Origin of the sequence: Herminiimonas contaminans, assembly GCF_015645465.1 — a bacterium.
Lineage (GTDB): Bacteria > Pseudomonadota > Gammaproteobacteria > Burkholderiales > Burkholderiaceae_D > Oxalicibacterium > Oxalicibacterium contaminans.
The window spans coordinates 68,310-88,666 of the sequence record NZ_JADOEL010000003.1 but is presented as its reverse complement, the minus strand read 5'-3'; the positions used below and the strand labels follow the sequence as shown (position 1 = coordinate 88,666).

At 53.8% G+C, this 20,357-nt stretch carries 21 protein-coding genes; 4 read left to right on the top strand and 17 right to left on the bottom strand.

Annotation, left to right across the window (positions count from 1 at the left end; genetic code table 11):
- Positions 1-138 precede the first annotated feature (138 nt).
- The 8 genes from clpB to IXC47_RS04900 form a co-directional block, all read right to left on the bottom strand.
- On the bottom strand, positions 139-2,721 hold the full coding sequence (gene clpB / locus IXC47_RS04935; RefSeq protein WP_175626568.1) for an ATP-dependent chaperone ClpB: 2,583 nt from the start codon (positions 2,719-2,721) through the stop codon (positions 139-141).
- 207 nt (positions 2,722-2,928) lie between these two features.
- The gene (gene crcB / locus IXC47_RS04930) at positions 2,929-3,303 is read right to left on the bottom strand and encodes a fluoride efflux transporter CrcB (protein WP_195874883.1); all 375 of its coding nucleotides are present in this window, start codon (positions 3,301-3,303) and stop codon (positions 2,929-2,931) included.
- A complete protein-coding gene (gene moaE / locus IXC47_RS04925) occupies positions 3,300-3,779 on the bottom strand; it encodes a molybdopterin synthase catalytic subunit MoaE (RefSeq protein ID WP_195874882.1) in 480 nt (159 codons plus the stop codon). The genes crcB and moaE overlap by 4 nt, the downstream gene beginning before the upstream one ends.
- Before the next feature lie 18 nt (positions 3,780-3,797).
- Positions 3,798-4,055: a molybdopterin converting factor subunit 1 gene (moaD, locus tag IXC47_RS04920; RefSeq protein WP_175626565.1), complete on the bottom strand. Its 258-nt coding sequence runs from the start codon at positions 4,053-4,055 to the stop codon at positions 3,798-3,800.
- Positions 4,056-4,062: 7 nt separating this feature from the next.
- A complete protein-coding gene (locus IXC47_RS04915; RefSeq protein ID WP_195874881.1) occupies positions 4,063-5,304 on the bottom strand; it encodes a molybdopterin molybdotransferase MoeA in 1,242 nt (413 codons plus the stop codon).
- Positions 5,305-5,399: 95 nt separating this feature from the next.
- On the bottom strand, positions 5,400-6,860 hold the full coding sequence (gene thrC, locus IXC47_RS04910) for a threonine synthase (protein ID WP_195874880.1): 1,461 nt from the start codon (positions 6,858-6,860) through the stop codon (positions 5,400-5,402).
- A gap of 228 nt (positions 6,861-7,088) precedes the next feature.
- The gene (locus tag IXC47_RS04905) at positions 7,089-8,399 is read right to left on the bottom strand and encodes a homoserine dehydrogenase (RefSeq protein ID WP_175626562.1); all 1,311 of its coding nucleotides are present in this window, start codon (positions 8,397-8,399) and stop codon (positions 7,089-7,091) included.
- Positions 8,400-8,479: 80 nt separating this feature from the next.
- Positions 8,480-9,703, bottom strand: a complete 1,224-nt coding sequence (locus IXC47_RS04900; RefSeq protein ID WP_175626561.1) for a pyridoxal phosphate-dependent aminotransferase — start codon at positions 9,701-9,703, stop codon at positions 8,480-8,482.
- A 280-nt stretch (positions 9,704-9,983) separates the two neighbouring features.
- On the opposite strand from IXC47_RS04900, the gene IXC47_RS04895 reads away from it, so the two are divergent.
- The 3 genes from IXC47_RS04895 to IXC47_RS04885 all read left to right on the top strand — a co-directional run bounded on the left by IXC47_RS04895 (position 9,984) and on the right by IXC47_RS04885 (position 13,033).
- Positions 9,984-10,352: an Mth938-like domain-containing protein gene (locus IXC47_RS04895; protein WP_175626560.1), complete on the top strand. Its 369-nt coding sequence runs from the start codon at positions 9,984-9,986 to the stop codon at positions 10,350-10,352.
- Positions 10,353-10,647: 295 nt separating this feature from the next.
- Positions 10,648-11,142: a peroxiredoxin gene (locus IXC47_RS04890; RefSeq protein ID WP_175626559.1), complete on the top strand. Its 495-nt coding sequence runs from the start codon at positions 10,648-10,650 to the stop codon at positions 11,140-11,142.
- A 223-nt stretch (positions 11,143-11,365) separates the two neighbouring features.
- Positions 11,366-13,033, top strand: a complete 1,668-nt coding sequence (locus IXC47_RS04885) for a PhoH family protein (protein WP_175626558.1) — start codon at positions 11,366-11,368, stop codon at positions 13,031-13,033.
- Positions 13,034-13,243: 210 nt separating this feature from the next.
- Here IXC47_RS04885 and IXC47_RS04880 read toward each other — a convergent pair whose 3' ends face one another.
- The 8 genes from IXC47_RS04880 to rpsF all read right to left on the bottom strand — a co-directional run bounded on the left by IXC47_RS04880 (position 13,244) and on the right by rpsF (position 18,576).
- Positions 13,244-13,486, bottom strand: a complete 243-nt coding sequence (locus tag IXC47_RS04880; protein ID WP_175626557.1) for a hypothetical protein — start codon at positions 13,484-13,486, stop codon at positions 13,244-13,246.
- Between the two features lie 275 nt (positions 13,487-13,761).
- Positions 13,762-14,769, bottom strand: coding sequence for an inorganic phosphate transporter (locus IXC47_RS04875; RefSeq protein ID WP_195874879.1), 1,008 nt, complete (start codon positions 14,767-14,769; stop codon positions 13,762-13,764).
- A gap of 122 nt (positions 14,770-14,891) precedes the next feature.
- The gene (locus IXC47_RS04870; protein WP_124575180.1) at positions 14,892-15,518 is read right to left on the bottom strand and encodes a DUF47 domain-containing protein; all 627 of its coding nucleotides are present in this window, start codon (positions 15,516-15,518) and stop codon (positions 14,892-14,894) included.
- 92 nt (positions 15,519-15,610) lie between these two features.
- On the bottom strand, positions 15,611-16,996 hold the full coding sequence (locus IXC47_RS04865; RefSeq protein ID WP_175626555.1) for a replicative DNA helicase: 1,386 nt from the start codon (positions 16,994-16,996) through the stop codon (positions 15,611-15,613).
- A 111-nt stretch (positions 16,997-17,107) separates the two neighbouring features.
- Positions 17,108-17,560 carry a 50S ribosomal protein L9 gene (rplI, locus tag IXC47_RS04860; RefSeq protein ID WP_175626554.1) on the bottom strand — a complete coding sequence of 151 codons (453 nt, stop codon included), beginning with the start codon at positions 17,558-17,560 and terminating at the stop codon, positions 17,108-17,110.
- A 26-nt stretch (positions 17,561-17,586) separates the two neighbouring features.
- Positions 17,587-17,871 (bottom strand): 30S ribosomal protein S18, encoded by a 285-nt coding sequence (gene rpsR / locus IXC47_RS04855; RefSeq protein WP_012079160.1) that lies wholly within the window; start codon positions 17,869-17,871, stop codon positions 17,587-17,589.
- 15 nt (positions 17,872-17,886) lie between these two features.
- Positions 17,887-18,180, bottom strand: coding sequence for a primosomal replication protein N (gene priB, locus IXC47_RS04850; RefSeq protein ID WP_175626553.1), 294 nt, complete (start codon positions 18,178-18,180; stop codon positions 17,887-17,889).
- A gap of 27 nt (positions 18,181-18,207) precedes the next feature.
- Positions 18,208-18,576, bottom strand: a complete 369-nt coding sequence (gene rpsF / locus IXC47_RS04845; protein ID WP_012079158.1) for a 30S ribosomal protein S6 — start codon at positions 18,574-18,576, stop codon at positions 18,208-18,210.
- 270 nt (positions 18,577-18,846) lie between these two features.
- On the opposite strand from rpsF, the gene lexA reads away from it, so the two are divergent.
- Positions 18,847-19,506 (top strand): transcriptional repressor LexA, encoded by a 660-nt coding sequence (gene lexA / locus IXC47_RS04840; protein WP_195874878.1) that lies wholly within the window; start codon positions 18,847-18,849, stop codon positions 19,504-19,506.
- A 10-nt stretch (positions 19,507-19,516) separates the two neighbouring features.
- On the opposite strand, the gene IXC47_RS04835 is transcribed toward lexA, so the two are convergent.
- A complete protein-coding gene (locus IXC47_RS04835; RefSeq protein ID WP_175626551.1) occupies positions 19,517-20,290 on the bottom strand; it encodes an RNA methyltransferase in 774 nt (257 codons plus the stop codon).
- Positions 20,291-20,357: the final 67 nt, after the last annotated feature.

Here is a 20,357-nt window from a genome sequence, read left to right as displayed (position 1 = left end):
CGAACATGTATCAATAAGGCAGAAGTCGACGACAATGCCAGCCTGATGAGCATAAGTACCTGAACGCAGCGCATAAAAAAGCCCGCCATGTTCATCACATGGCGGGCTTAGTACTACTGCATGCAGTTAGCGATGCATTTACATCTTTTTGGTGAACACCAGATCGCCATCCCGCACATCCACCGCAATCACATCCTTAGGCCCAAACTTCCCTTCCAGAATAGCCTTGGACAAAGGATTCTCGATCTGCTGCTGGATTGCACGTTTCAGAGGACGTGCACCATACACAGGATCGAATCCGGCTTCTGCGATTTTTTGCAGCGCGTCTTCGGTGACATCCATGGACATATCCATGCGTGCCAGGCGTTGCTCCAATACTTGCAACTGGATCTTCGCGATCGAACCGATGTTCTTCTCATCCAGTGCATGGAAGACCACGATTTCATCGATACGGTTGATGAACTCAGGACGGAAATGACCTTGCACTTCCGCCATGACGGCCATCTTGATCAGCGCAGGTTCATTGCCTTCCATCGACTGGATTTTGTGCGAACCCAGATTGGAAGTCATGACGATCACTGTATTCTTGAAGTCCACCGTACGTCCCTGTCCGTCCGTCATACGACCATCATCCAGCACCTGCAGCAAGACGTTGAAGACATCCGGATGCGCCTTCTCGATTTCATCGAGCAGGATCACCGAGTATGGCTTGCGACGTACTGCCTCGGTCAGGTAACCGCCTTCTTCGTAACCGACATAACCTGGTGGTGCACCGATCAGGCGTGCGACCGAGTGCTTCTCCATGAATTCACTCATGTCGATACGGATCAGCGATTCCTCGGTATCGAACATAAACGAAGCCAATGCTTTACATAGCTCGGTTTTACCAACGCCGGTAGGCCCGAGGAACATGAAGGAACCATATGGCCGATCCGGATCACCCAGACCTGCACGCGAACGACGGATAGCATCGGAGACCGCAACGATGGCTTCATGCTGACCGACCACGCGTTTATGCAGCGCATCTTCCATCTGCAATAGCTTCTCGCGTTCGCCCGTCATCATGCGTGAAACCGGGATACCAGTGGCGCGCGAAACGACTTCTGCAATTTCTTCCGCACCTACCTGCGTACGTACCAGTTGCGGCTTGCCGCCCGATACCTCGCCTTTGACAGCATTCTTCAGCTGCGCTTCCAGCTGCGGCAAGGTGCTGTACTGCAGCTCAGAGACACGCTGCCAATCACTCTTGCGCGTAGCCTCTTCCATCTGCAGACGGACTTTTTCAATTTCTTCCTTGATTTGCTGGCTACCCTGGGCCGACGATTTTTCAGCTTTCCAGATTTCTTCCAGATCAGCGTACTCACGTCCCAGGCGATCGATTTCTTCCTCGATCAAAGCCAGGCGTTTTTGCGACGCTTCATCTTTTTCTTTCTTGATCGCTTCACGCTCGATCTTCAACTGGATGACGCGACGGTCCAGCTTGTCCATCACTTCCGGCTTGGAATCGAGTTCGATCTTGATCTTGGACGCAGCTTCATCGATCAGATCAATCGCCTTATCCGGCAGGAAGCGGTCAGTAATGTAGCGATGCGACAATTCAGCCGCTGCGACGATAGCCGGATCGGTGATATCAACGCCGTGATGCAGCTCATACTTCTCCTGCAAGCCGCGCAGGATAGCGATGGTTGCTTCCACCGTAGGCTCAGCCACGATGATTTTCTGGAAGCGACGTTCCAGTGCTGCATCTTTTTCGATGTATTTGCGGTATTCATCCAGCGTGGTCGCGCCTACGCAGTGCAGCTCACCGCGTGCCAAAGCCGGTTTGAGCATATTGCCCGCGTCCATCGCGCCTTCGGCCTTGCCTGCACCGACCAGCGTATGCATTTCATCGATGAAGACGATGGTCTGGCCTTCATCTTCGGCCAGCTCGGTCAGGACTGCTTTCAGCCGCTCTTCGAATTCACCACGGTACTTGGCACCCGCCAGCAGCGACGCCATATCCAGCGACAGTACGCGTTTGCCTTTCAGGCTGTCCGGTACTTCGCCATTGACGATACGTTGTGCCAGGCCTTCGACGATGGCGGTTTTACCAACGCCAGGCTCACCGATCAGGACAGGATTGTTTTTCGAGCGACGTTGCAATACCTGGATCGCGCGACGGATCTCATCGTCACGACCGATGACAGGGTCCAGCTTGCCGATACGGGCGCGCTCGGTCAGGTCCAGCGTGTATTTTTTCAGGGCTTCGCGCTGGCCTTCGCCATCCGCCGAATCCACTTTCGAACTGCCGCGCACGGCCTTGATCGCGGCTTCCAGCGCTTTGCGCGTCAGGCCGTTTTCACGTGCAATCTTGCCTGCTTCCGATTTGTCTTCGGTCAGGGCCAGCAAGACCATTTCGGTGGCGATGAACTGGTCGCCATGCAGCTGCGATTCTTTGTCGGCCAGGTTCAGCAGGGAGCTGAGGTCGCGCCCTATCTGCACTTCGCCGCCATTGCCCGAAACCTTGGGCAGGCGATCCAGTGCACTGCGCAGCGCAGTGGTCATACCATTGATGTTGGCACCGGCACGTTGCAGCAGTGAACGCGTGCTGCTGTCGTCCTGGCTTAACAGGGCGACCAGTACGTGTACCGGTTCTATATATTGATTGTCGTTACCGACTGCATGGCTTTGCGCATCAGCGAGCGCTTCCTGCAGCTTGGTAGTTAGTTTATCGAGACGCATTGCATACTCTCCAAAGAAGAATTCATTAATGGAAAGAAAATTGGGTCAAGCAACTACTTTTCAAGCGGGAGATGGCGGAATAGCAGTAATAAGCCCGCAGTATGGCCCCAAATGGGCAGAAATCGTGGAAAAAGACGGGATGCTGGTGATACAGGTGTTATCAAACGCCTGGCCAGCCCGAATGCGGCTGGCTGCGTCCATAGTAGTCTATGCAGCGAATGCGCGATAGGTGGCAAAACCGGCAATACAGCAGGCGATCGAGCCGACCAGGTGCAGCACGGTATGCGTCAGCGCCCACATATAGTCGCCACGCTGTAGCAGCAACACGGCTTCAGCCGAGAAAGTGGAGAAAGTGGTGAGGCCACCAAGAAAGCCTGTAATGGCGAATAAGCGCCATTCCGGCGGTACGCCCGGATGACCGCTGAAGAAGGCAACCGCCAGCCCGACCAGATAACCACCGATCAGATTGGCTGCCAGCGTACCGACGGGTACAAAATTATTGACCGCATTGAACCAGAGGCCCAGCCCCCATCGCAGCCAGGCACCCAGTGCTGCACCGAGGCCGACTGCGAGCCAGCTCACTTGCCGACTCCCGATTCAGAGACTGGCAGCTTCCACTTGGCCAGTGCGGTATCGTCAGTAGTACGGGCATCCACCCAGCGCGCACCTTGCGGTGTTTGTTCTTTCTTCCAGAACGGCGCGTCTGTTTTCAGGTAATCGATGATGAATTCGCAGGCAGAAAAAGCTTCGCCGCGATGTGCCGAGGTCACCGCCACCAGCACGATTTGCTCGAGTGGCAACAAAGGTCCGATGCGATGGATCACCAGCGCATCAAAAATAGGCCAGCGTGCCTTAGCCTGCTCCACGATGTTTTGCAGGGCTTTTTCGGTCATGCCGGGATAGTGTTCCAGCTCCATCTCGGCCACGCTGGAGCCGTCATTCATGTCGCGCACGGTACCAATAAAGGTTACGACTGCGCCGACCTGCGGACTATTTGCACGCAAGGCAGCGACTTCCTGGCTGACATCAAAATCTTCGGTTTGTACACGTACTGGCATGTGCTCTGCTCCGTCTGATCAGCCGCCGGTTACCGGAGGGAAGAAAGCGACTTCACTGCCCTCTTCGATTGCGGTGTCAGCACTTGTCATTTCCTGATTGTAAGCCATGCGCAAAGGACGGCTGTCCGCCAGTGCTTCAGCCCAGACGCCACCGCGCTCACGCAGGAAAGCGCGCACGTCGCCCACGGTTTTGACAGTGGCAGGGACGGTGACCGACTCCTGGGCTACCTTCAGCGCTTCACGTACGCTGGCAAAAAAACGAAGTTCTATATTCATATCACTATCAGTACATCAAATCGCTGAATGAAATAAAGCGCACGGTATCTCCGGCCGCTATGGTCTTGCCCGACGGATGATCAATCAAGCCATCGCCCCACACAGTTGAGGTCAGCACACCCGAACTCTGGTTAGGAAATAAATCGAGGCCATCCTGCTCATTGATCTTTGCGCGCAGGAATTCGTTGCGCTTGTCGGCCTTGTTCAGATTGAAGTCAGCACGCATAGGATAGGCCTTGGGTGCCACATTTTCGACACCTTGCAGACGCAGGATGAATGGGCGCACAAACAGCATGAAGGTGACGAAACTAGACACCGGATTACCCGGCAAACCGAGGAAGTAAGCAGTACCACCTTTGGCGCTGCGGTTCACTTCACCGAACGCCAGCGGCTTGCCCGGCTTGACCGCGATCTGCCACATATTCAGATGGCCTTCGGCTTCGACCGCAGGTTTGATGTGATCCTCTTCACCGACAGAAACGCCGCCAGAAGTGATGATCAGGTCGTTTTCAGCGGCAGCGCGGCGCAAGGTGTCGCGGGTTGCGGCCAGGGTGTCCGGCACGATGCCGAAATCGCTGATTTCGCAGCCGAGGTTTTCCAGCAGGCCACGCAATGTGAAGCGATTCGAATTGTAGATAGCGCCTGGTTTCAGCACTTCTCCCGGCATCGCCAGTTCGTCACCGGTAAAGAAGACCGCAACGCGCAATTTGCGCACCACTGGCAATTGCGCCAGACCGACCGAAGCGGCCAGACCGAGTTCCTGCGCACGCAAGCGCTGACCTGCAGTCAGTATGGTGCTGCCGGCACGGATATCTTCACCAGCACGGCGTATCCATTCGCCGGAGACCGGGGCGTGTTTGACCGTGACCAGGTCGCCGTCCGCACCTTTGGATGCGACACAGACTTCCTGCATAACGACGGCATCCGCACCCTGCGGGATCATGGCACCGGTAAAAATACGCGCTGCGCAACCAGCCTCTAGTGGCTGGCCGACATGTCCGGCCGGGATGCGCTGGCTGACACGCAAGACCGCCTCACCGCTGGCGCAATCAGCAGCACGCACCGCATAGCCATCCATGGATGTGTTATCGACTGGCGGTACATTCAGTTGCGACTCCTGTGCAACGGCCAGGACGCGACCGTTCGCATCCAGCGTAGCCAGGGTTTCAGTCTCGGTAATTTTCTTGGCGGAAGTAAGCAGGAAGTCGAGGGCTTCGGCCACACTCAACATCGGTTTAGGTTCACTCATGCTGGGCTCGATAATGGATCATGGAACGATAGTAAGCGGAAACATGGTATTCCGCTTGCCCTTTCAATTGCCGCGCGCAGGCGGCAATTCCGGTATTACAGACCTGTATGCTTGGCGATGAAACTCTTCATCTTGTTAACATCTGCTGGCATCACTTCAAAGCGCTGCGGCAAGTCTTCAATATTTTCAAAACCAGCCGGACGATCGGCATCACGCCCCAGCGCTTCGCGTATGGTTTCGTTGAACTTGGCTGGCAATGCTGTTTCCAGCACGATCATGGTGACACCCGGTGTCAGGTGCTCACGTGCGACTTTCACGCCATCTGCGGTATGGGTGTCTATCATCAAGTCATACTTGTTTTGCAGGTCACGGATGGTAGCGACGCGATCGCTGTGTGTCGATTTGCCGGAAGCAAAACCGAACTTCGCAATATTCTTGAACTCGTCACCGTCGCTGCCCGGCTTGCCGGACAGATCGAAGCCGCCATCTGTTTCCACTTTCTGGAACAAGGCACGTACACGATCACCATCACGATTCAGCAAGTCATAGACAAAGCGTTCGAAGTTCGACGCCTTGCTGATATCCATACTCGGGCTGGTGGTGTGGTAAGTCTCGGCTGATTTACGTACGCGATACACACCGGTGCGGAAGAACTCATCCAGCACATCGTTTTCATTGGTTGCTGCAACCAGCTTATCGATAGGCAAGCCCATCATGCGCGCGATATGACCTGCACAAATGTTGCCAAAGTTACCGGAGGGTACGGTGAACGATACTTTTTGTTCGTTGCTGGTGGTCGCGCTGAGGTAACCACGGAAGTAGTAGATCACTTGCGCCACGACGCGCGCCCAGTTAATCGAATTCACGGTACCAATTTTTTGCTGTTGCTTGAAGCTGTGATCGTTCGAGACGGCCTTGACCATATCCTGACAATCATCAAACACGCCTTCCACCGCGATGTTGAAAATGTTCGGGTCTTGCAGGCTGAACATTTGCGCAGTCTGGAATGCGCTCATTTTTTTGTGCGGCGACAGCATGAAGACACGTATGCCCTTTTTACCGCGCATCGCGTACTCGGCCGCGCTGCCGGTATCGCCCGAGGTCGCGCCAAAGATATTCAATTCCGCGTGTTGCTTGGCCAGTGTGTATTCGAACAGATTGCCCAGCAACTGCATCGCCATGTCCTTGAAGGCCAGCGTCGGGCCGTTCGACAAGGCTTGCAATACCAGCTTGCTGCCATTCTTTTCTTCTACCGTACGCAACGGTGTGATGCGCGCAGCTTCTTCGCCATGGCGCACATTGCGATACACATCGGCGGTATAGGTTTTATGTACCAGTGCCTTGAGGTCGGCATCCGGAATGTCGGTCGCAAACTTGCGCAGCACTTCGTAAGCCAGGTCGGCATACGACAGCGTGCGCCAGGCATCCAGCTCAGCATCGCTGACCTGCGGGTAAGTCTCAGGCAGATACAAACCACCGTCAGGCGCCAGACCGCCCAGCAAAATTTCAGAAAACGACTGTGCCGGCGCCAGGCCGCGAGTGGAAATGTATTGCATAGAGTAATTGACTTGGTTGGTGGCCGACTTGCTCAGGAAACAGGATGATACCGGCAAGGCAGCACATTACATACAGAGCACTATTATAGCGTCCGGAGCAGGCCTGGGGAGCAGAACAGGGATAGTCGCCGGGGATGAAGAGCCAATTTCGGTGAAATCAGCAAAATAAGCGATGAAGAGACGCGGTGAAGCCGGATTTAACCAACTTCACCGGTGTTGGCTGCCAGATTAGCTCAAGTGTTCCAGGCGGATCTTGGTCACTTTGCCGATAACGGTAGGCAAGGCTTCGATTTTCTTGATCGCAGCTTCGACGTTCTTCTCTTGCGTCTGGTGCGTCAGCATGATGATGTCGGTCTGGGTTTCGCCCAAGGCTGGTTCCTTTTGCAACATGGCGTCTATCGAGATCGTCGAATCCGCCAGGATGCTGGTGACATTTGCCAACACACCCAGTTTGTCCGCTACATGCATGCGCAGGTAGTAGCTGGTGGTGACTTCCGAAATCGGCAGGATAGGCGTATCGGCCATTGCATTTGGCTGGAACGCCAGATGCGGCACACGATGCGCTGGTTCTGCATCCGCCAGACGCGCGATATCTACCAGGTCGGCAATCACGGCCGATGCGGTAGGCTCAGCGCCTGCACCCTTGCCGTAATACAAAGTTGCGCCGACGGCGTCGCCCTGCACCAGTACCGCATTCATCGCACCTTCGACATTCGCGATCAGGCGTTTGGCAGGGATCAGGGTCGGATGCACGCGCAGCTCGATACCTTGCGGTGTGCGCTTGGCGATGCCGAGCAATTTGATGCGATAGCCGAGTTGTTCTGCATAACGGATGTCAACCGCTTCCAGCTTGGTGATGCCTTCCACGTGCGCCTTGTCAAACTGCACCGGGATACCGAATGCAATCGCCGACATCAGGGTCGCCTTGTGCGCAGCATCCACGCCTTCGATATCGAAGGTAGGATCAGCCTCGGCATAACCCAGGCGTTGCGCTTCTTTCAAAACGGTATCGAAATCCAGGCCCTTGTCACGCATTTCGGACAGGATGAAGTTGGTGGTGCCGTTGATGATGCCGGCGATCCATTCGATGCGGTTGGCGGTCAGGCCTTCACGCAAAGCCTTGATGATAGGAATGCCACCAGCTACTGCGGCTTCATACGCAACCATCACGCCTTTGTCTTGTGCAGCTTTGAAAATCTCATCGCCGTGGGTCGCCAGCAAAGCCTTGTTCGCGGTCACGACGTGCTTGCCGTTGGCGATCGCTTTCAGTACCAGGTCTTTCGCAATGCCGTAGCCACCAATCAATTCGACTACGATGTCGATGTCAGGATTGGAAACAACCAGATTGCCGTCGCTCACCACTTCGCAGTGCGAGCCAACCAATTCCTTGGCGCGTTCCACATTCAGGTCAGCCACCATCACGATTTCAATACCATGACCGGCGCGGCGGGAAATTTCTTCCTGGTTACGCTTCAGAACATTGAATGTACCCGCACCGACGGTGCCGATTCCTAACAAGCCAACTTTGATGGATTTCATAATCTCTGTATAAATAATGTCACATGAAAAACAGCGCTCTCCAAGACGAAGAGCGTGGTGACTGAAATAGAGTCCGGGGCTTAGCCCAGGCGCTTGCGATAGCCTTCAAGGAAATGCGCGATTCGACCGATCGCGACCGTCAGGTCATCTGAATTCGGCAAGAATACTACCCTGAAATGGTCTGTAGTCGGGCAATTGAAGCCCGTACCCTGCACGATCAATACACTTTCTTCTGCCAGCAATTGATGTGCGAAGTCCTGGTCGTCCTTGATCGGATACATCTTGGGATCCAGACGCGGGAACATGTACAAGGCCGACTTAGGCTTGACGCAGGTCACACCCGGGATCTCGGTCAGCAACTTATGCGCAAGGTCACGCTGGCGCAGCAAGCGACCACCCGGCCCGACCAGGTCATTGATGCTCTGGTGGCCGCCCAATGCGGTCTGGATTGCATACTGCCCCGGCACGTTGGCGCACAGGCGCATCGACGCCAGCATGTTCAGGCCTTCGATGTAATCACGCGCATGACGCTTCTCACCGGAAACCACCATCCAGCCTGCGCGATAGCCGCAGGAACGGTAGTTTTTCGACAAGCCATTGAAGGTGATGAACAAGACGTCGTCCGCCAGCGAAGCCAGCGAGGTGTGCGTGTTGCCGTCGTACAGTACCTTGTCGTAGATTTCATCTGCAAACACGATCAATTGATGCTGACGAGCCAGCTCAACGATCTGTTCCAGCAGCTCTACCGGATACAGGGCACCCGTCGGATTGTTCGGGTTGATGACGACAATCGCCTTGGTATTCGAATTAATCTTGCTCTTGATATCTTCGATGTCCGGAAACCAGTCTGCCTGCTCGTCGCAGACATAGTGCACCGGCTTGCCGCCGGACAAGCTGACCGCGGCGGTCCACAACGGATAATCAGGCGAAGGCACCAGTACTTCGTCGCCGGTATTGAGCAAGGCATTCATGCTCATCACGATCAGCTCGGACGCACCGTTGCCGAGGTAGATATCATCTATGGTCACGCCGGTGATTTTCTTTTCCTGCGTGTAATGCATGATCGCCTTGCGCGGCGCAAACAAACCTTTGGAATCTGTGTAGCCGGAGGCGTTCGACATATTGCGGATCATGTCTTGCACGATCTCGTCCGGCGCGTCGAAACCGAATACGGCGAGGTTGCCGATATTCAGCTTGATAATCTTGTGACCGTCTTCTTCCATTTGCCGCGCTTTTTCGAGCACGGGGCCGCGAATGTCGTAGCAAACATCATCCAGTTTTTTCGATTTTTGAATCGGTCGCACAGCTACTGTTCCTTGTGAATTTCAGAACTTGTCTTTACTAAGCTCTAATTGAAACGCCTGCTCCCTACAATCTGTGGCCGCAGAGTAAAGCGCCCGGGAGGCAAGCGAAAAATGACGGTGGCAATGGTGCACCGCGAAAGAGATCCATTTTGCCGAAAGGAAGCGATTTTATCAATCGATAAAGGCTGCTTTAAAGCTGAAAACGTTACAATAAGCCTTCTTTACCATCCAATTATTCGGAAACAGGCGGAAACCCGCTCCGACTCCCGACTGCCCAGCCATGAAGTTACACAGCACCGCTACCCAGCAATACCAGACTGTCACCTCGTATGATGAAAATGGCATTGAAATCAATTTAATTCCATACAACTACAGCCTGGTCGTATTACCTGAAATCAAACCGGTTGCATGGCCAGTGACCTCGTTCGACGCGCTGACAGCCGAAAATTTCGAGCAAATCAATGCGATCACCCCCGATGTCGTCATCCTCGGCACCGGCGCCACCCAGCGCTTCGTCCATCCACGTCTGACCGCCTCGCTTACCTCGCGCCGCATCGGCGTCGAATGCATGGATAACCAGGCTGCCTGCCGCACCTACAACATCCTCATGGCTGAAGGCCGTAAGGTCGCCCTCGCACTAATCCTGTAAGGCTGGGGCAAGCTGCACGGACTACACTCGAGTGCAGTCCGCACAGAACCAAGTCGGGAAATTATTGTCTTTTGTATAGTGTCCGACAGGTATTAACGAATATTTCACGCATGAAATTAAATTAATTTCATTGCTTGAAGGATAAAAACTCGCCCCCATCTGTGTGCTCGGCCGTATAGCTTATTGCGTATTGCTCCTCGCGTTTTTCACGCATACGCCGAACTGGTAGCAAATCGATCGACCATCATGCCGCTGCGCCTGCAGCGCTGCACTATCGGCAGAGAAAGTGAGATAAATGGATCAAGCCACTCCCGTAGCAGAACGCCCTTCTGCCCTGAACAAAATCGTACCGGATTTTTCCGCGCCCATGACTGGTGAGCAAACCTTTCAACTCGCTGATTACAAAGGGAAAAAAATCGTCCTGTATTTCTACCCCAAGGACAACACGCCGGGCTGCACCACCGAAGGCATACACTTCCGCGACCTGCATGAGCAATTCCGCGCCGCTAATGCCGAAGTATTCGGCGTCAGCCGCGACAGCCTGCGTTCGCATGAAGGCTTCAAGGCCAAACTGGCACTGCCCTTCGAACTGATCTCTGACCCGGACGAAACACTGTGCACCATGTTCGATGTCATGAAGATGAAAAATATGTATGGCAAAAAAGTACGCGGTATCGAACGCTCCACTTTTATTATTGACGAGTCAGGCAAATTGGTGAAAGAATGGCGTGGAGTGAAAGTGCCTGGACACATCGATGACGTACTGGAGTTTGTGAAGGCTCTTGCTTAGGTTTGCAAAACCCATTGAATTCAAAAGAATTTTTCTCTAAGAAAGCCGTTTGCGGATTAGGCCATGAGCCTTCCCAAACGGCTTTTTTACTTTTTGATTTGTACACCCTCCTCCGGCCGGCATTTTCTTTTGCCATTTTTTCTCCTCCACCGCGCTTTTTCGCGTCTGCATCACCGTTAGTGCCTGTTGTAAATGTTCTCAAACTTTCTAGATCGAGGTCCTGATGCCCCTGCCTAAACTACCGACCAAGCCTGCTGCATTGCTGTCACCGCGAGACTATCCGAAGGCGGATAAGGACAAGATTGTCAAATCGCTGACTCTGATTGAACCGGTAGCACGCAAAACTGAAGCAGCCCCAGCCCCGGCACCTGTCCGCGCAAAAATCGCAGACAAAGCCCCCGCTACTAAACCGCGCGCCGCATCCTCGGCACAAACCGTCGCGCTGGCACCAAAATCCGGCACCCGTCGCCCGACTGATAAATCCGGCGTCACCAAATTATTTGTACTCGACACCAATGTCCTGATGCACGATCCGACTTCGCTGTTCCGCTTCGAGGAACACGACGTCTATCTGCCTATGATGACGCTGGAAGAACTCGACGATCACAAGAAAGGCATGTCCGAAGTCGCGCGCAGCGCACGCCAGGTATCCCGTTCACTGGATGCTCTGGTCAGCGGTGTGGAAGAAAATGCGATCGACGAAGGTATCCCGCTGTCCAAACTGGGCAACAAGGATGCCAAAGGCCGTTTGTTCTTCCAGACCAAGCTGCAAAACGTCACGCTGCCTGAAGGCCTGCCTATGGGCAAAGCCGACAACCAGATCCTCGGCGTGGTACGTGCACTGGAAGCCCAGTATCCGGGTCGTGCCATCGTGCTGGTATCGAAAGATATCAACATGCGCATCAAGGCGCGCGCGATGGGCCTGCCAGCGGAAGAGTACCTGAACGACCACGTACTGGAAGATACCGACCTGCTCTACTCCGGCATCATGCAATTGCCGGACGACTTCTGGATCAAGCATGCGAAAGGCATGGAGTCCTGGCAGGAAAACAAACACGGTACCGGCTACACCTTCTATCGCCTGAGCGGTCCGGTCGTGCCTTCGATGCTGGTCAATCAGTTTGTCTTCATGGAACCGCAAAACGGCGAAGCGTCGTTCTACGGCCAGGTGCGACAAATCAATGGCAAAACCGCAGTCATCCAGACCTTGCGTGACTATGCACACACCAAGAACAGCGTCTGGGGCGTCACAGCTCGCAACCGCGAACAAAACTTCGCCCTGAACCTGTTGATGGACCCTGAGTGCGACTTCGTCACCTTGCTGGGTCAGGCGGGTACCGGTAAAACCTTGCTGGCACTCGCTGCAGGTCTGGCACAGGTACTGGAAACCAAGCTCTACAGCGAAATCATCGTGACCCGCGTCACGGTGCCGGTCGGTGAAGACATTGGCTTCCTGCCTGGTACCGAGGAAGAAAAAATGTCGCCATGGATGGGCGCGTTCGACGACAACCTGGAAGTGCTGAACAAGTCCGACAATGATGCAGGTGAATGGGGCCGCGCCGCAACGCAAGACCTCATCCGCTCACGCATCAAAATCAAGTCGCTCAACTTCATGCGCGGCCGTACCTTCGTCAACAAATTCCTCATCATCGATGAAGCGCAAAACCTGACGCCGAAACAAATGAAAACCCTGGTCACCCGCGCAGGTCCAGGCACCAAAATCATCTGTCTCGGTAACATCGCGCAGATCGATACGCCTTACCTGACCGAAGGCTCGAGCGGCTTGACCTATGTGGTTGATCGCTTCAAGGGCTGGGGTCATAGTGGCCATGTCACTCTGGCACGCGGTGAGCGTTCGCGCCTGGCAGATCATGCCAGTGAGGTGCTGTAAGCTTAGTTTTAATTTGAGTAGTTGCAAAAAGGCCTGCTGTTTAGCAGGCCTTTTTTATTGGGTGCTTGGTTTGCGTATTGATTGTTGCTGATTCGGCGCTCTCTCCGTAGAGAGCGGGGTTGCCGGGGGTGGCCCGGCAGCCACTTAGGTTTATTTTATGTATGCACTAGCGTGAATCAGCGAAGCTGCTGCTTTTTCAGCTCCCGCTCTTTACCACCACGGCCACCCCATATCCAGGCCAGCTACGCTGACAAGAACATATGTAAAGCCTCCGAGAATCAGAAGCGACAGCATGAAGATAGCGACTACTTTACCGCTCGCGCGTAACACCGCGCCTCTCTCCGTCAGCTTGCCCTTTTTCCCTTGGTCGTAATGCCATTTGATGGCGTAGTACATGCCCGTGACAAGCACGAGGGCTTTGAACACAACGAAGACTATCGGGACCCAATCCATGATTTTTCAGTATTTCCAGGTTATTACTTGAAGCTATCTATCGTGAGGCGCGCTGCCTCAAAATCCTGCATCGCAGCGCCATAGCAGTGTATTTATTTTAAGTTATGCCAACCGTGTTCAACATTGGACATAAAGCCCTAGGACAGAATGTCCTTACCAGTGTGTCAAGCTTTACGCCTCGCGAACTTGCCAAGTTTGCAATGTGAATATGCACACAAACCAGACACGCAATAAAAAAAGCCGCATGAAGCGGCTTTTTTATTAAACGGAAATGATTACAAGATCATCGTTCCCAACCACCAGGCAATCGCAGCCATAAACGCTGCAGCCGGAATGGTGAAGATCCAGGCCCAGATGATATTACCCGCCACACCCCAACGCACAGCCGACATCTTGCGCGAAGCGCCGACACCGACAATCGCACCGGTAATCGTGTGCGTGGTCGAAACCGGCACACCCAGCGCAGTTGCCAGGAACAAGGTAATCGCGCCACCGGTTTCAGCACAGAAGCCGCCAACTGGTTTGAGCTTGGTGATTTTCTGCCCCATGGTTTTCACGATACGCCAGCCACCAAACAAGGTACCCAGGCTAATCGCGCTGTAGCAGCTGATGACTACCCACCATGGCAGCGGATCTTCAGCGGTAGTCGCACCTGCGGCGATCAACAGCATCCAGATGATACCCATGGTTTTTTGTGCATCGTTACCACCGTGGCCCAGGCTGTACATCGCCGCCGAAACCAGCTGCAGGCGACGGAACCAGCGATCCACATTGCGCGGCGTCGACCTGACAAAGAGCCAGGACACCAGCACCATCATCAGCGAACCAAAGAGGAAGCCAAGCAAAGGAGACAAGACGATGAAAGCGATGATTTTGATCAGACCCGAAGCGATCAGTGCATCAGTACCGGCTTTGGCTACTGCAGCACCAACCAGACCACCGATCAGCGCGTGCGACGAGGACGATGGCAGACCGAAGTACCAGGTCACTACGTTCCAGACGATGGCGCCAACCAGGGCGCCAAAGACGACGTAGTGGTCAATCACGATAGGATCGATGGTGCCCTTGCCTATCATCGATGCGACTTTCAGGTGGAATACACCAATCGCAATAAAGTTGAATGAGGCCGCCATCATGACCGCAGTTTGCGGTTTCAGTACGCCGGTAGAGACGACCGTTGCGATCGCATTAGCCGCGTCATGAAAGCCATTCATGAAATCGAAGACCAAAGCCAATATGATCAAAAAGGCCAGGACATAAAAGCTCATGTGAAGAGTTTGCATGGATATTTATTTCTTGTTGATTCTGCGTACGTCGCGGACAACGGTGTCAGCAACCGCGAAACTTTATGGCTCCGTCTTGCGCGATGTAATAGCAGCGCAAGACAGGCCGGGTTGCGCCGGACTTAAGCGTTCTCGACAATGATGCCTTCGATGATATTGGCTACGTCTTCGCAACGGTCGGTCACGGTTTCCAGCAATTCATAAATGGCTTTGAGTTTGATCAGGTTGCGCACGTCCGGCTCTTCGCGGAACAGTTTGGACATTGCAGCGCGCATGACGTGATCGGCATCCGATTCCAGGCGATCCACTTCCTGGCAGATAGTCAGGATTTCGCGCGAGTTGTCCATGTTGTGCAGGAGGCCGACCGCAGCTTTGACCTTTTCGGTACAAGCCAGGCATAACTCGGCCAGGCGTTTGGCTTCCGGTGTGATGGCCTTGATGTCGTACAGGGAGATGGTTTGTGCTGCATCTTCGAGCAGGTCGAGGATGTCGTCCATGCGGGTAATCAGTTGATGGATGTCATCGCGATCCAGCGGCGTGATGAAGGTTTTATGCAGCGCGTCCAGCGTCGCATGTGTCACCTTGTCTGCCTGCTTTTCGATGCCTTCGATAGCATGTACACGAATTTCCAGGTCATCGAAATTGGTCATCAATGCAACCATCTCACGTGCACCCTTCACGCAAAATTCAGCATGCTCATTGAAGAGATCGAAAAATTTACCTTCTTTCGGCAGAAGTCGTCCAAACATGATTACTCTCTTTGAATATTAAAATGTTGAAATACTGCGATGACCAGGGCACAGACCCCGACCAGAATTCCTAAAACTAACTGATACCCTAATTAATCACCTTGGTACAGGGCAGCGGTACCGGTGTAATTCTCAAACTTGGTGAACTGGCCGAGGAAGGTCAGGCGTACCGCACCAATCGGGCCGTTACGCTGCTTACCAATGATGATCTCGGCAGTACCTTTATCCGGCGAATCGGGGTTATAAACCTCGTCGCGATAAATAAACAGAATCACGTCAGCATCCTGTTCGATAGCGCCGGATTCGCGCAGATCGGACATGACGGGGCGTTTGTTAGGACGTTGCTCCAGCGAGCGGTTCAACTGCGAGAGCGCAATCACCGGGCAATTCAATTCTTTGGCCAGACCTTTCAGGCTACGCGAAATCTCGGAAATCTCGGTAGCGCGGTTTTCACCGGCGGAGTTGGCCGACATCAGTTGCAAGTAATCGATGATGATCAGGCCCAGCTTGCCGCATTGACGCGCCAGACGACGCGAACGGGCACGCAACTCGATCGAGTTCAAGGCCGGAGTTTCATCGATGTACAGCTGTGCATCGTTCATTTTCTGGATCGCGTGCGTCAGGCGTGGCCAGTCTTCGTCGGCCAGACGACCGGTACGCAGACGGTGCTGATCGAGACGACCAACCGAACCCAGCATACGCATTGCCAGCTGAGCGCCACCCATCTCCATCGAGAAGACGGCGACTGGCAAGCCACTATCGATCGCCACGTTTTCACCGATATTGACGGAGAATGCGGTCTTACCCATCGAAGGACGACCGGCGACGATAATCAGATCGCCTGGCTGCAAGCCGGAAGTCATGCGGTCGAGGTCGGCAAAACCGGTAGGTACACCGGTGATGTCATTCTGCATGTCACGGTTATACAGCTCGTCGATACGCTCTACCACCTGCGTCAGCAGGGGCTGAATTTCCTGAAAACCTTGTGCACCACGTGCGCCCTCTTCCGCAATCGCAAAGATCTTGGATTCGGCCTCGTCCAGCATCTGCTTTACTTCTTTACCTTGCGGATTGAAAGCGTTGCCGGAGATCTCGTCAGCAACTGTAATCAGTTTGCGCAGCACGCCGCGATCACGCACGATTTCGGCGTAGCGGCGGATATTGGCAGCGGATGGGGTGTTCTGGGCCAGCGCATTGAGGTAGGCGACGCCGCCGACTTCTTCTGCCTTGCCACTGTTGGTCAATGCTTCGAATACGGTGATGACGTCAGCTGGTTTGGAGCTGTTGATCAGCTTGACCATGTGCTGGAAGATAATCCGGTGATCGTAGCGATAGAAGTCGTCCTGATTGACGAAATCGGCAATACGATCCCAGGCAGCATTGTCCAGCAGCAGGCCGCCGAGAACAGATTGCTCGGCTTCTATCGAATGCGGGGGGACGCGTAGGGCTTCTAATTGCGGATCGGCACGGGTGTTCATGGCGCGAATTATACCTGTTAGGAGCCCACCCTTTCAGAAAATGGGCAATAAAAAAGCCGGGAAAACCCGGCTTTTTGTGGGCAGCAAGTGCCCGAGGTACTTTAAGACGACTTAAGCGTGGTCGCCGATTACAGTGATCGTTACGTCAACGACTACGTCGGTATGCAATGCAACTGCAACAACGTGATCGCCAGCAACTTTCAATGGGCCGGTAGGCAGACGAACTTGAGCTTTTTCAACTGCAAAGCCTTGTTTTGCCAACGCCTCAGCGATATCGGAGTTGGTAACGGAACCGAACAAACGGCCGTCAACACCCGATTTTTGCGTGATTTGAACGGTTTGACCGGTCAGTTTCTCGCCTTGAGCTTGCGAAGCTGCCAGTTTTTCTGCAGCGATTTTTTCCAGTTCTGCGCGCTTGACTTCGAATTCAGCGACTGCAGCAGCGGTAGCACGACGTGCTTTACGTTGTGGGATCAGGAAGTTACGTGCGTAACCGTCTTTGACTTTTACAACTTCACCGAGGTTGCCGAGATTAACGACTTTTTCCAACAGAATGACTTGCATGTTTTTCTCCTATTTCAAGTCGTTAATTACGCGTTGTGCAGATCGGTGTACGGCAACAGCGCGAGGTAACGTGCGCGTTTGATTGCTGTATCAACCTGACGTTGATAGATAGCCTTGGTACCGGTCAGGCGTGCTGGCATGATTTTGCCGTTTTCCTGAACGAAGTCTTTCAAGGTATCTACGTCTTTGTAATCAACTTGTTCTACGTGTGCAGCGGTGAAGCGGCAGAATTTTTTACGCTTGAACAATGGGTTTTGTTGTTTGCGTTTTTCTTTGAGTTTGTTCTTGTCGAATTTTTTACCGAATGCCATTTTGGGCTCCTGTATCTAAATGTGGTTCTCGAAATCTGTGAGATGGAAAACAAGGCTTTTGCTGTTACGGCTCTTGCGTGCCAGAAATCCAGTGAACTGATATGTCCCGCCTAATTCGGCTTGATTGAATCGACCTGAAATTTCACCCGCAGCTATCGCGGTCATTTCAAACTCAACCAATCGTGGGATACCTGCTTCCATCTGTTGCGAACTGTGCAGCAAAACTGCTGACACTATCGGGACACCGGCCGGTGTGTAGCGCAAAATTTCACGCTCGGCGATGGTCGCAATAAACTGAAGCTGATTCACTCTCCGTCTGGTAACGTCTAAGGGCTATTAGGCAGCGGGTGCCTCGGCGCGATGGCTCTTGGCAGCATCTTCCTTCTGCACAGCCTTCATCATTGGCGATGGTGCGGTTTCAGCCTTCTTCATTTTCACTGTCAGATGACGCAGAACGGCATCGTTGAATTTGAAGCCGGTTTCGATTTCAGCCAGTGTTTCGCCGTCACATTCGATGTTCAGGCAGACGTAGTGCGCTTTTGCCAATTTCTGGATCATGTACGCCATTTGACGACGGCCCCAGTCTTCGACACGGTGAATAACGCCGCCGCGTGCGGTGACGATACCTTTGTAGCGCTCGATCATTGCAGGCACTTGCTCGCTTTGATCCGGATGAACGATAAATACGATTTCATAATGACGCATGTAAGCTCCTTTTGGTCGGATTGAAAATCGCCCACCTCGGCGTCAAGACGAGTGTGGGAAGAGGAAAACCGGCAATCATACGCGCAAATGCAGGGAAACTCAATGCTTACGCAGGTTTATCGCCGCAATCCCGCATGAATACGTCGCAATTTGCACCGAAACCGCATAAATCAGCTTGCGTTTAGGCATGTACTGTATAAAAATACAGACTGTTCATACAAACAGTTTACGGGCGTCACAGCTACGCCCGTCACCAAACGGGCCTACGCAATGATCAAACTGACAGCACGCCAGGAACAAATCCTGAATTTGATACGCGATGCGATCGAAAATACCGGCTTTCCGCCGACCCGTGCCGAAATTGCAACAGAACTCGGTTTCCGCTCGGCCAATGCGGCCGAAGAACATTTGCAGGCCCTGGCGCGCAAAGGCGCCATCGAAATTTCCCCCGGTACCTCACGCGGTATCCGTCTGCGCGACATGGGCCACGGCGATGATCGCTCCTCTGCCCGCCAGATGGCCTTGCCACATCCAGCCCTGATGCAACTCAGCCTGCCGCTGGTCGGTCGCGTAGCCGCTGGCTCGCCTATCCTGGCGCAAGAACATATCGAAGCCACCTACGATGTAGATCGCTCGCTGTTCTCGGCCAAACCAGACTTCCTGCTGAAAGTACGCGGCATGTCCATGCGCGACGCCGGCATCCTCGACGGCGACCTGCTAGCAGTCAAGAAAATCGATACCGCGAAAAACGGCCAGATCGTGGTGGCACGTCTGGGTGAAGAAGTCACCGTCAAGCGTTACAAGAAATCCGGCTCATTGATTGAATTGCTGCCGGAGAACCCGGACTTTGAACCGATACTCGTGGACCTGGCGCACGACGAATTTGCACTGGAAGGCCTGGCGGTCGGCCTGATGCGTACCTGGAACTGAGGCAAACGCCTCAGTTTTTATCTCCGCCTTTATTCTTTTGCGCCAGTATCTGCTTGGCGATGCCACGCAGGATATTAACCTCTTCTGTCTCTAGCTGGGTACGGGAAAACAGGCGCTTCAGTCGTGGCATCAGCTTCTTCGGATTATTTGCATCAAGGAAGTCGATTGCTACCAGCGCCTGCTCCAGATGCGTATACATGCCATCGATCTGCGCCATGCTCGCGGCCTCACCCTGGAAGCCGATTTCTGTCGCAGTACGCGTCTCGCCTACTGCAGCCATACGTGCCTCATAAGCCAATACCTGCACCGCCTGCGCCAGGTTCAGCGATGAATAATCCGGGTTCGCCGGAATATTGATCAGTACATTGCACTTTTCCACGATTTCATTCGGCAAGCCGAAACGCTCATTGCCAAACACCACCGCTGCGCGCAAACCGCTCTCCTCAACCAGACGCGTCGCCAACGCACGCGGCGAAATCACCGGTGGCGAGAATTCGCGCAAGCGCGCCGTCACTGCGGCAGCAAAGTTGCAATCGACCAGTGCCTCTTCTATCGAACCAACGATGCGGGCAGACTGCAAGATATCCTGCGCACCACTGGCAAACGCAACCGCCTCTTCCTGTAACGCAGCATCCGGAAAACGCGGATTGACCAATACCAGATCGGTAAAACCCATGTTTTTGATAGCGCGCGCGGTCGCCCCGATATTGCCGGGACGGCTGGTTTCCACCAGGATAAAACGAAGTCGATTGAAAAGAGGCGTGTCGGTTTGTGGCTGCATCATTTAAAATAGCGGCATTGCGCGGTAAGAATCATGTCAGAAATGGCAACTCTATACCGCATCGCTCATT

Excerpts from the sequence above, each read along its gene's own strand:
- clpB (WP_175626568.1), bottom strand. The coding sequence starts at position 2,721 with ATGCGTCTCGATAAACTAACTACCAAGCTGCAGGAAGCGCTCGCTGAT.
- lexA (WP_195874878.1), top strand. The coding sequence starts at position 18,847 with ATGATCAAACTGACAGCACGCCAGGAACAAATCCTGAATTTGATACGC.
- moaD (WP_175626565.1), bottom strand. The coding sequence starts at position 4,055 with ATGAATATAGAACTTCGTTTTTTTGCCAGCGTACGTGAAGCGCTGAAG.
- rpsF (WP_012079158.1), bottom strand. The coding sequence starts at position 18,576 with ATGCGTCATTATGAAATCGTATTTATCGTTCATCCGGATCAAAGCGAG.
- IXC47_RS04835 (WP_175626551.1), bottom strand. The coding sequence starts at position 20,290 with ATGATGCAGCCACAAACCGACACGCCTCTTTTCAATCGACTTCGTTTT.
- IXC47_RS04875 (WP_195874879.1), bottom strand. The coding sequence starts at position 14,769 with ATGCAAACTCTTCACATGAGCTTTTATGTCCTGGCCTTTTTGATCATA.
- IXC47_RS04905 (WP_175626562.1), bottom strand. The coding sequence starts at position 8,399 with ATGAAATCCATCAAAGTTGGCTTGTTAGGAATCGGCACCGTCGGTGCG.
- moaE (WP_195874882.1), bottom strand. The coding sequence starts at position 3,779 with ATGCCAGTACGTGTACAAACCGAAGATTTTGATGTCAGCCAGGAAGTC.
- IXC47_RS04870 (WP_124575180.1), bottom strand. The coding sequence starts at position 15,518 with ATGTTTGGACGACTTCTGCCGAAAGAAGGTAAATTTTTCGATCTCTTC.
- IXC47_RS04880 (WP_175626557.1), bottom strand. The coding sequence starts at position 13,486 with ATGGATTGGGTCCCGATAGTCTTCGTTGTGTTCAAAGCCCTCGTGCTT.
- IXC47_RS04915 (WP_195874881.1), bottom strand. The coding sequence starts at position 5,304 with ATGAGTGAACCTAAACCGATGTTGAGTGTGGCCGAAGCCCTCGACTTC.
- IXC47_RS04895 (WP_175626560.1), top strand. The coding sequence starts at position 9,984 with ATGAAGTTACACAGCACCGCTACCCAGCAATACCAGACTGTCACCTCG.
- rpsR (WP_012079160.1), bottom strand. The coding sequence starts at position 17,871 with ATGGCATTCGGTAAAAAATTCGACAAGAACAAACTCAAAGAAAAACGC.
- thrC (WP_195874880.1), bottom strand. The coding sequence starts at position 6,860 with ATGCAATACATTTCCACTCGCGGCCTGGCGCCGGCACAGTCGTTTTCT.
- IXC47_RS04890 (WP_175626559.1), top strand. The coding sequence starts at position 10,648 with ATGGATCAAGCCACTCCCGTAGCAGAACGCCCTTCTGCCCTGAACAAA.
- IXC47_RS04865 (WP_175626555.1), bottom strand. The coding sequence starts at position 16,996 with ATGAACACCCGTGCCGATCCGCAATTAGAAGCCCTACGCGTCCCCCCG.
- rplI (WP_175626554.1), bottom strand. The coding sequence starts at position 17,560 with ATGCAAGTCATTCTGTTGGAAAAAGTCGTTAATCTCGGCAACCTCGGT.
- IXC47_RS04885 (WP_175626558.1), top strand. The coding sequence starts at position 11,366 with ATGCCCCTGCCTAAACTACCGACCAAGCCTGCTGCATTGCTGTCACCG.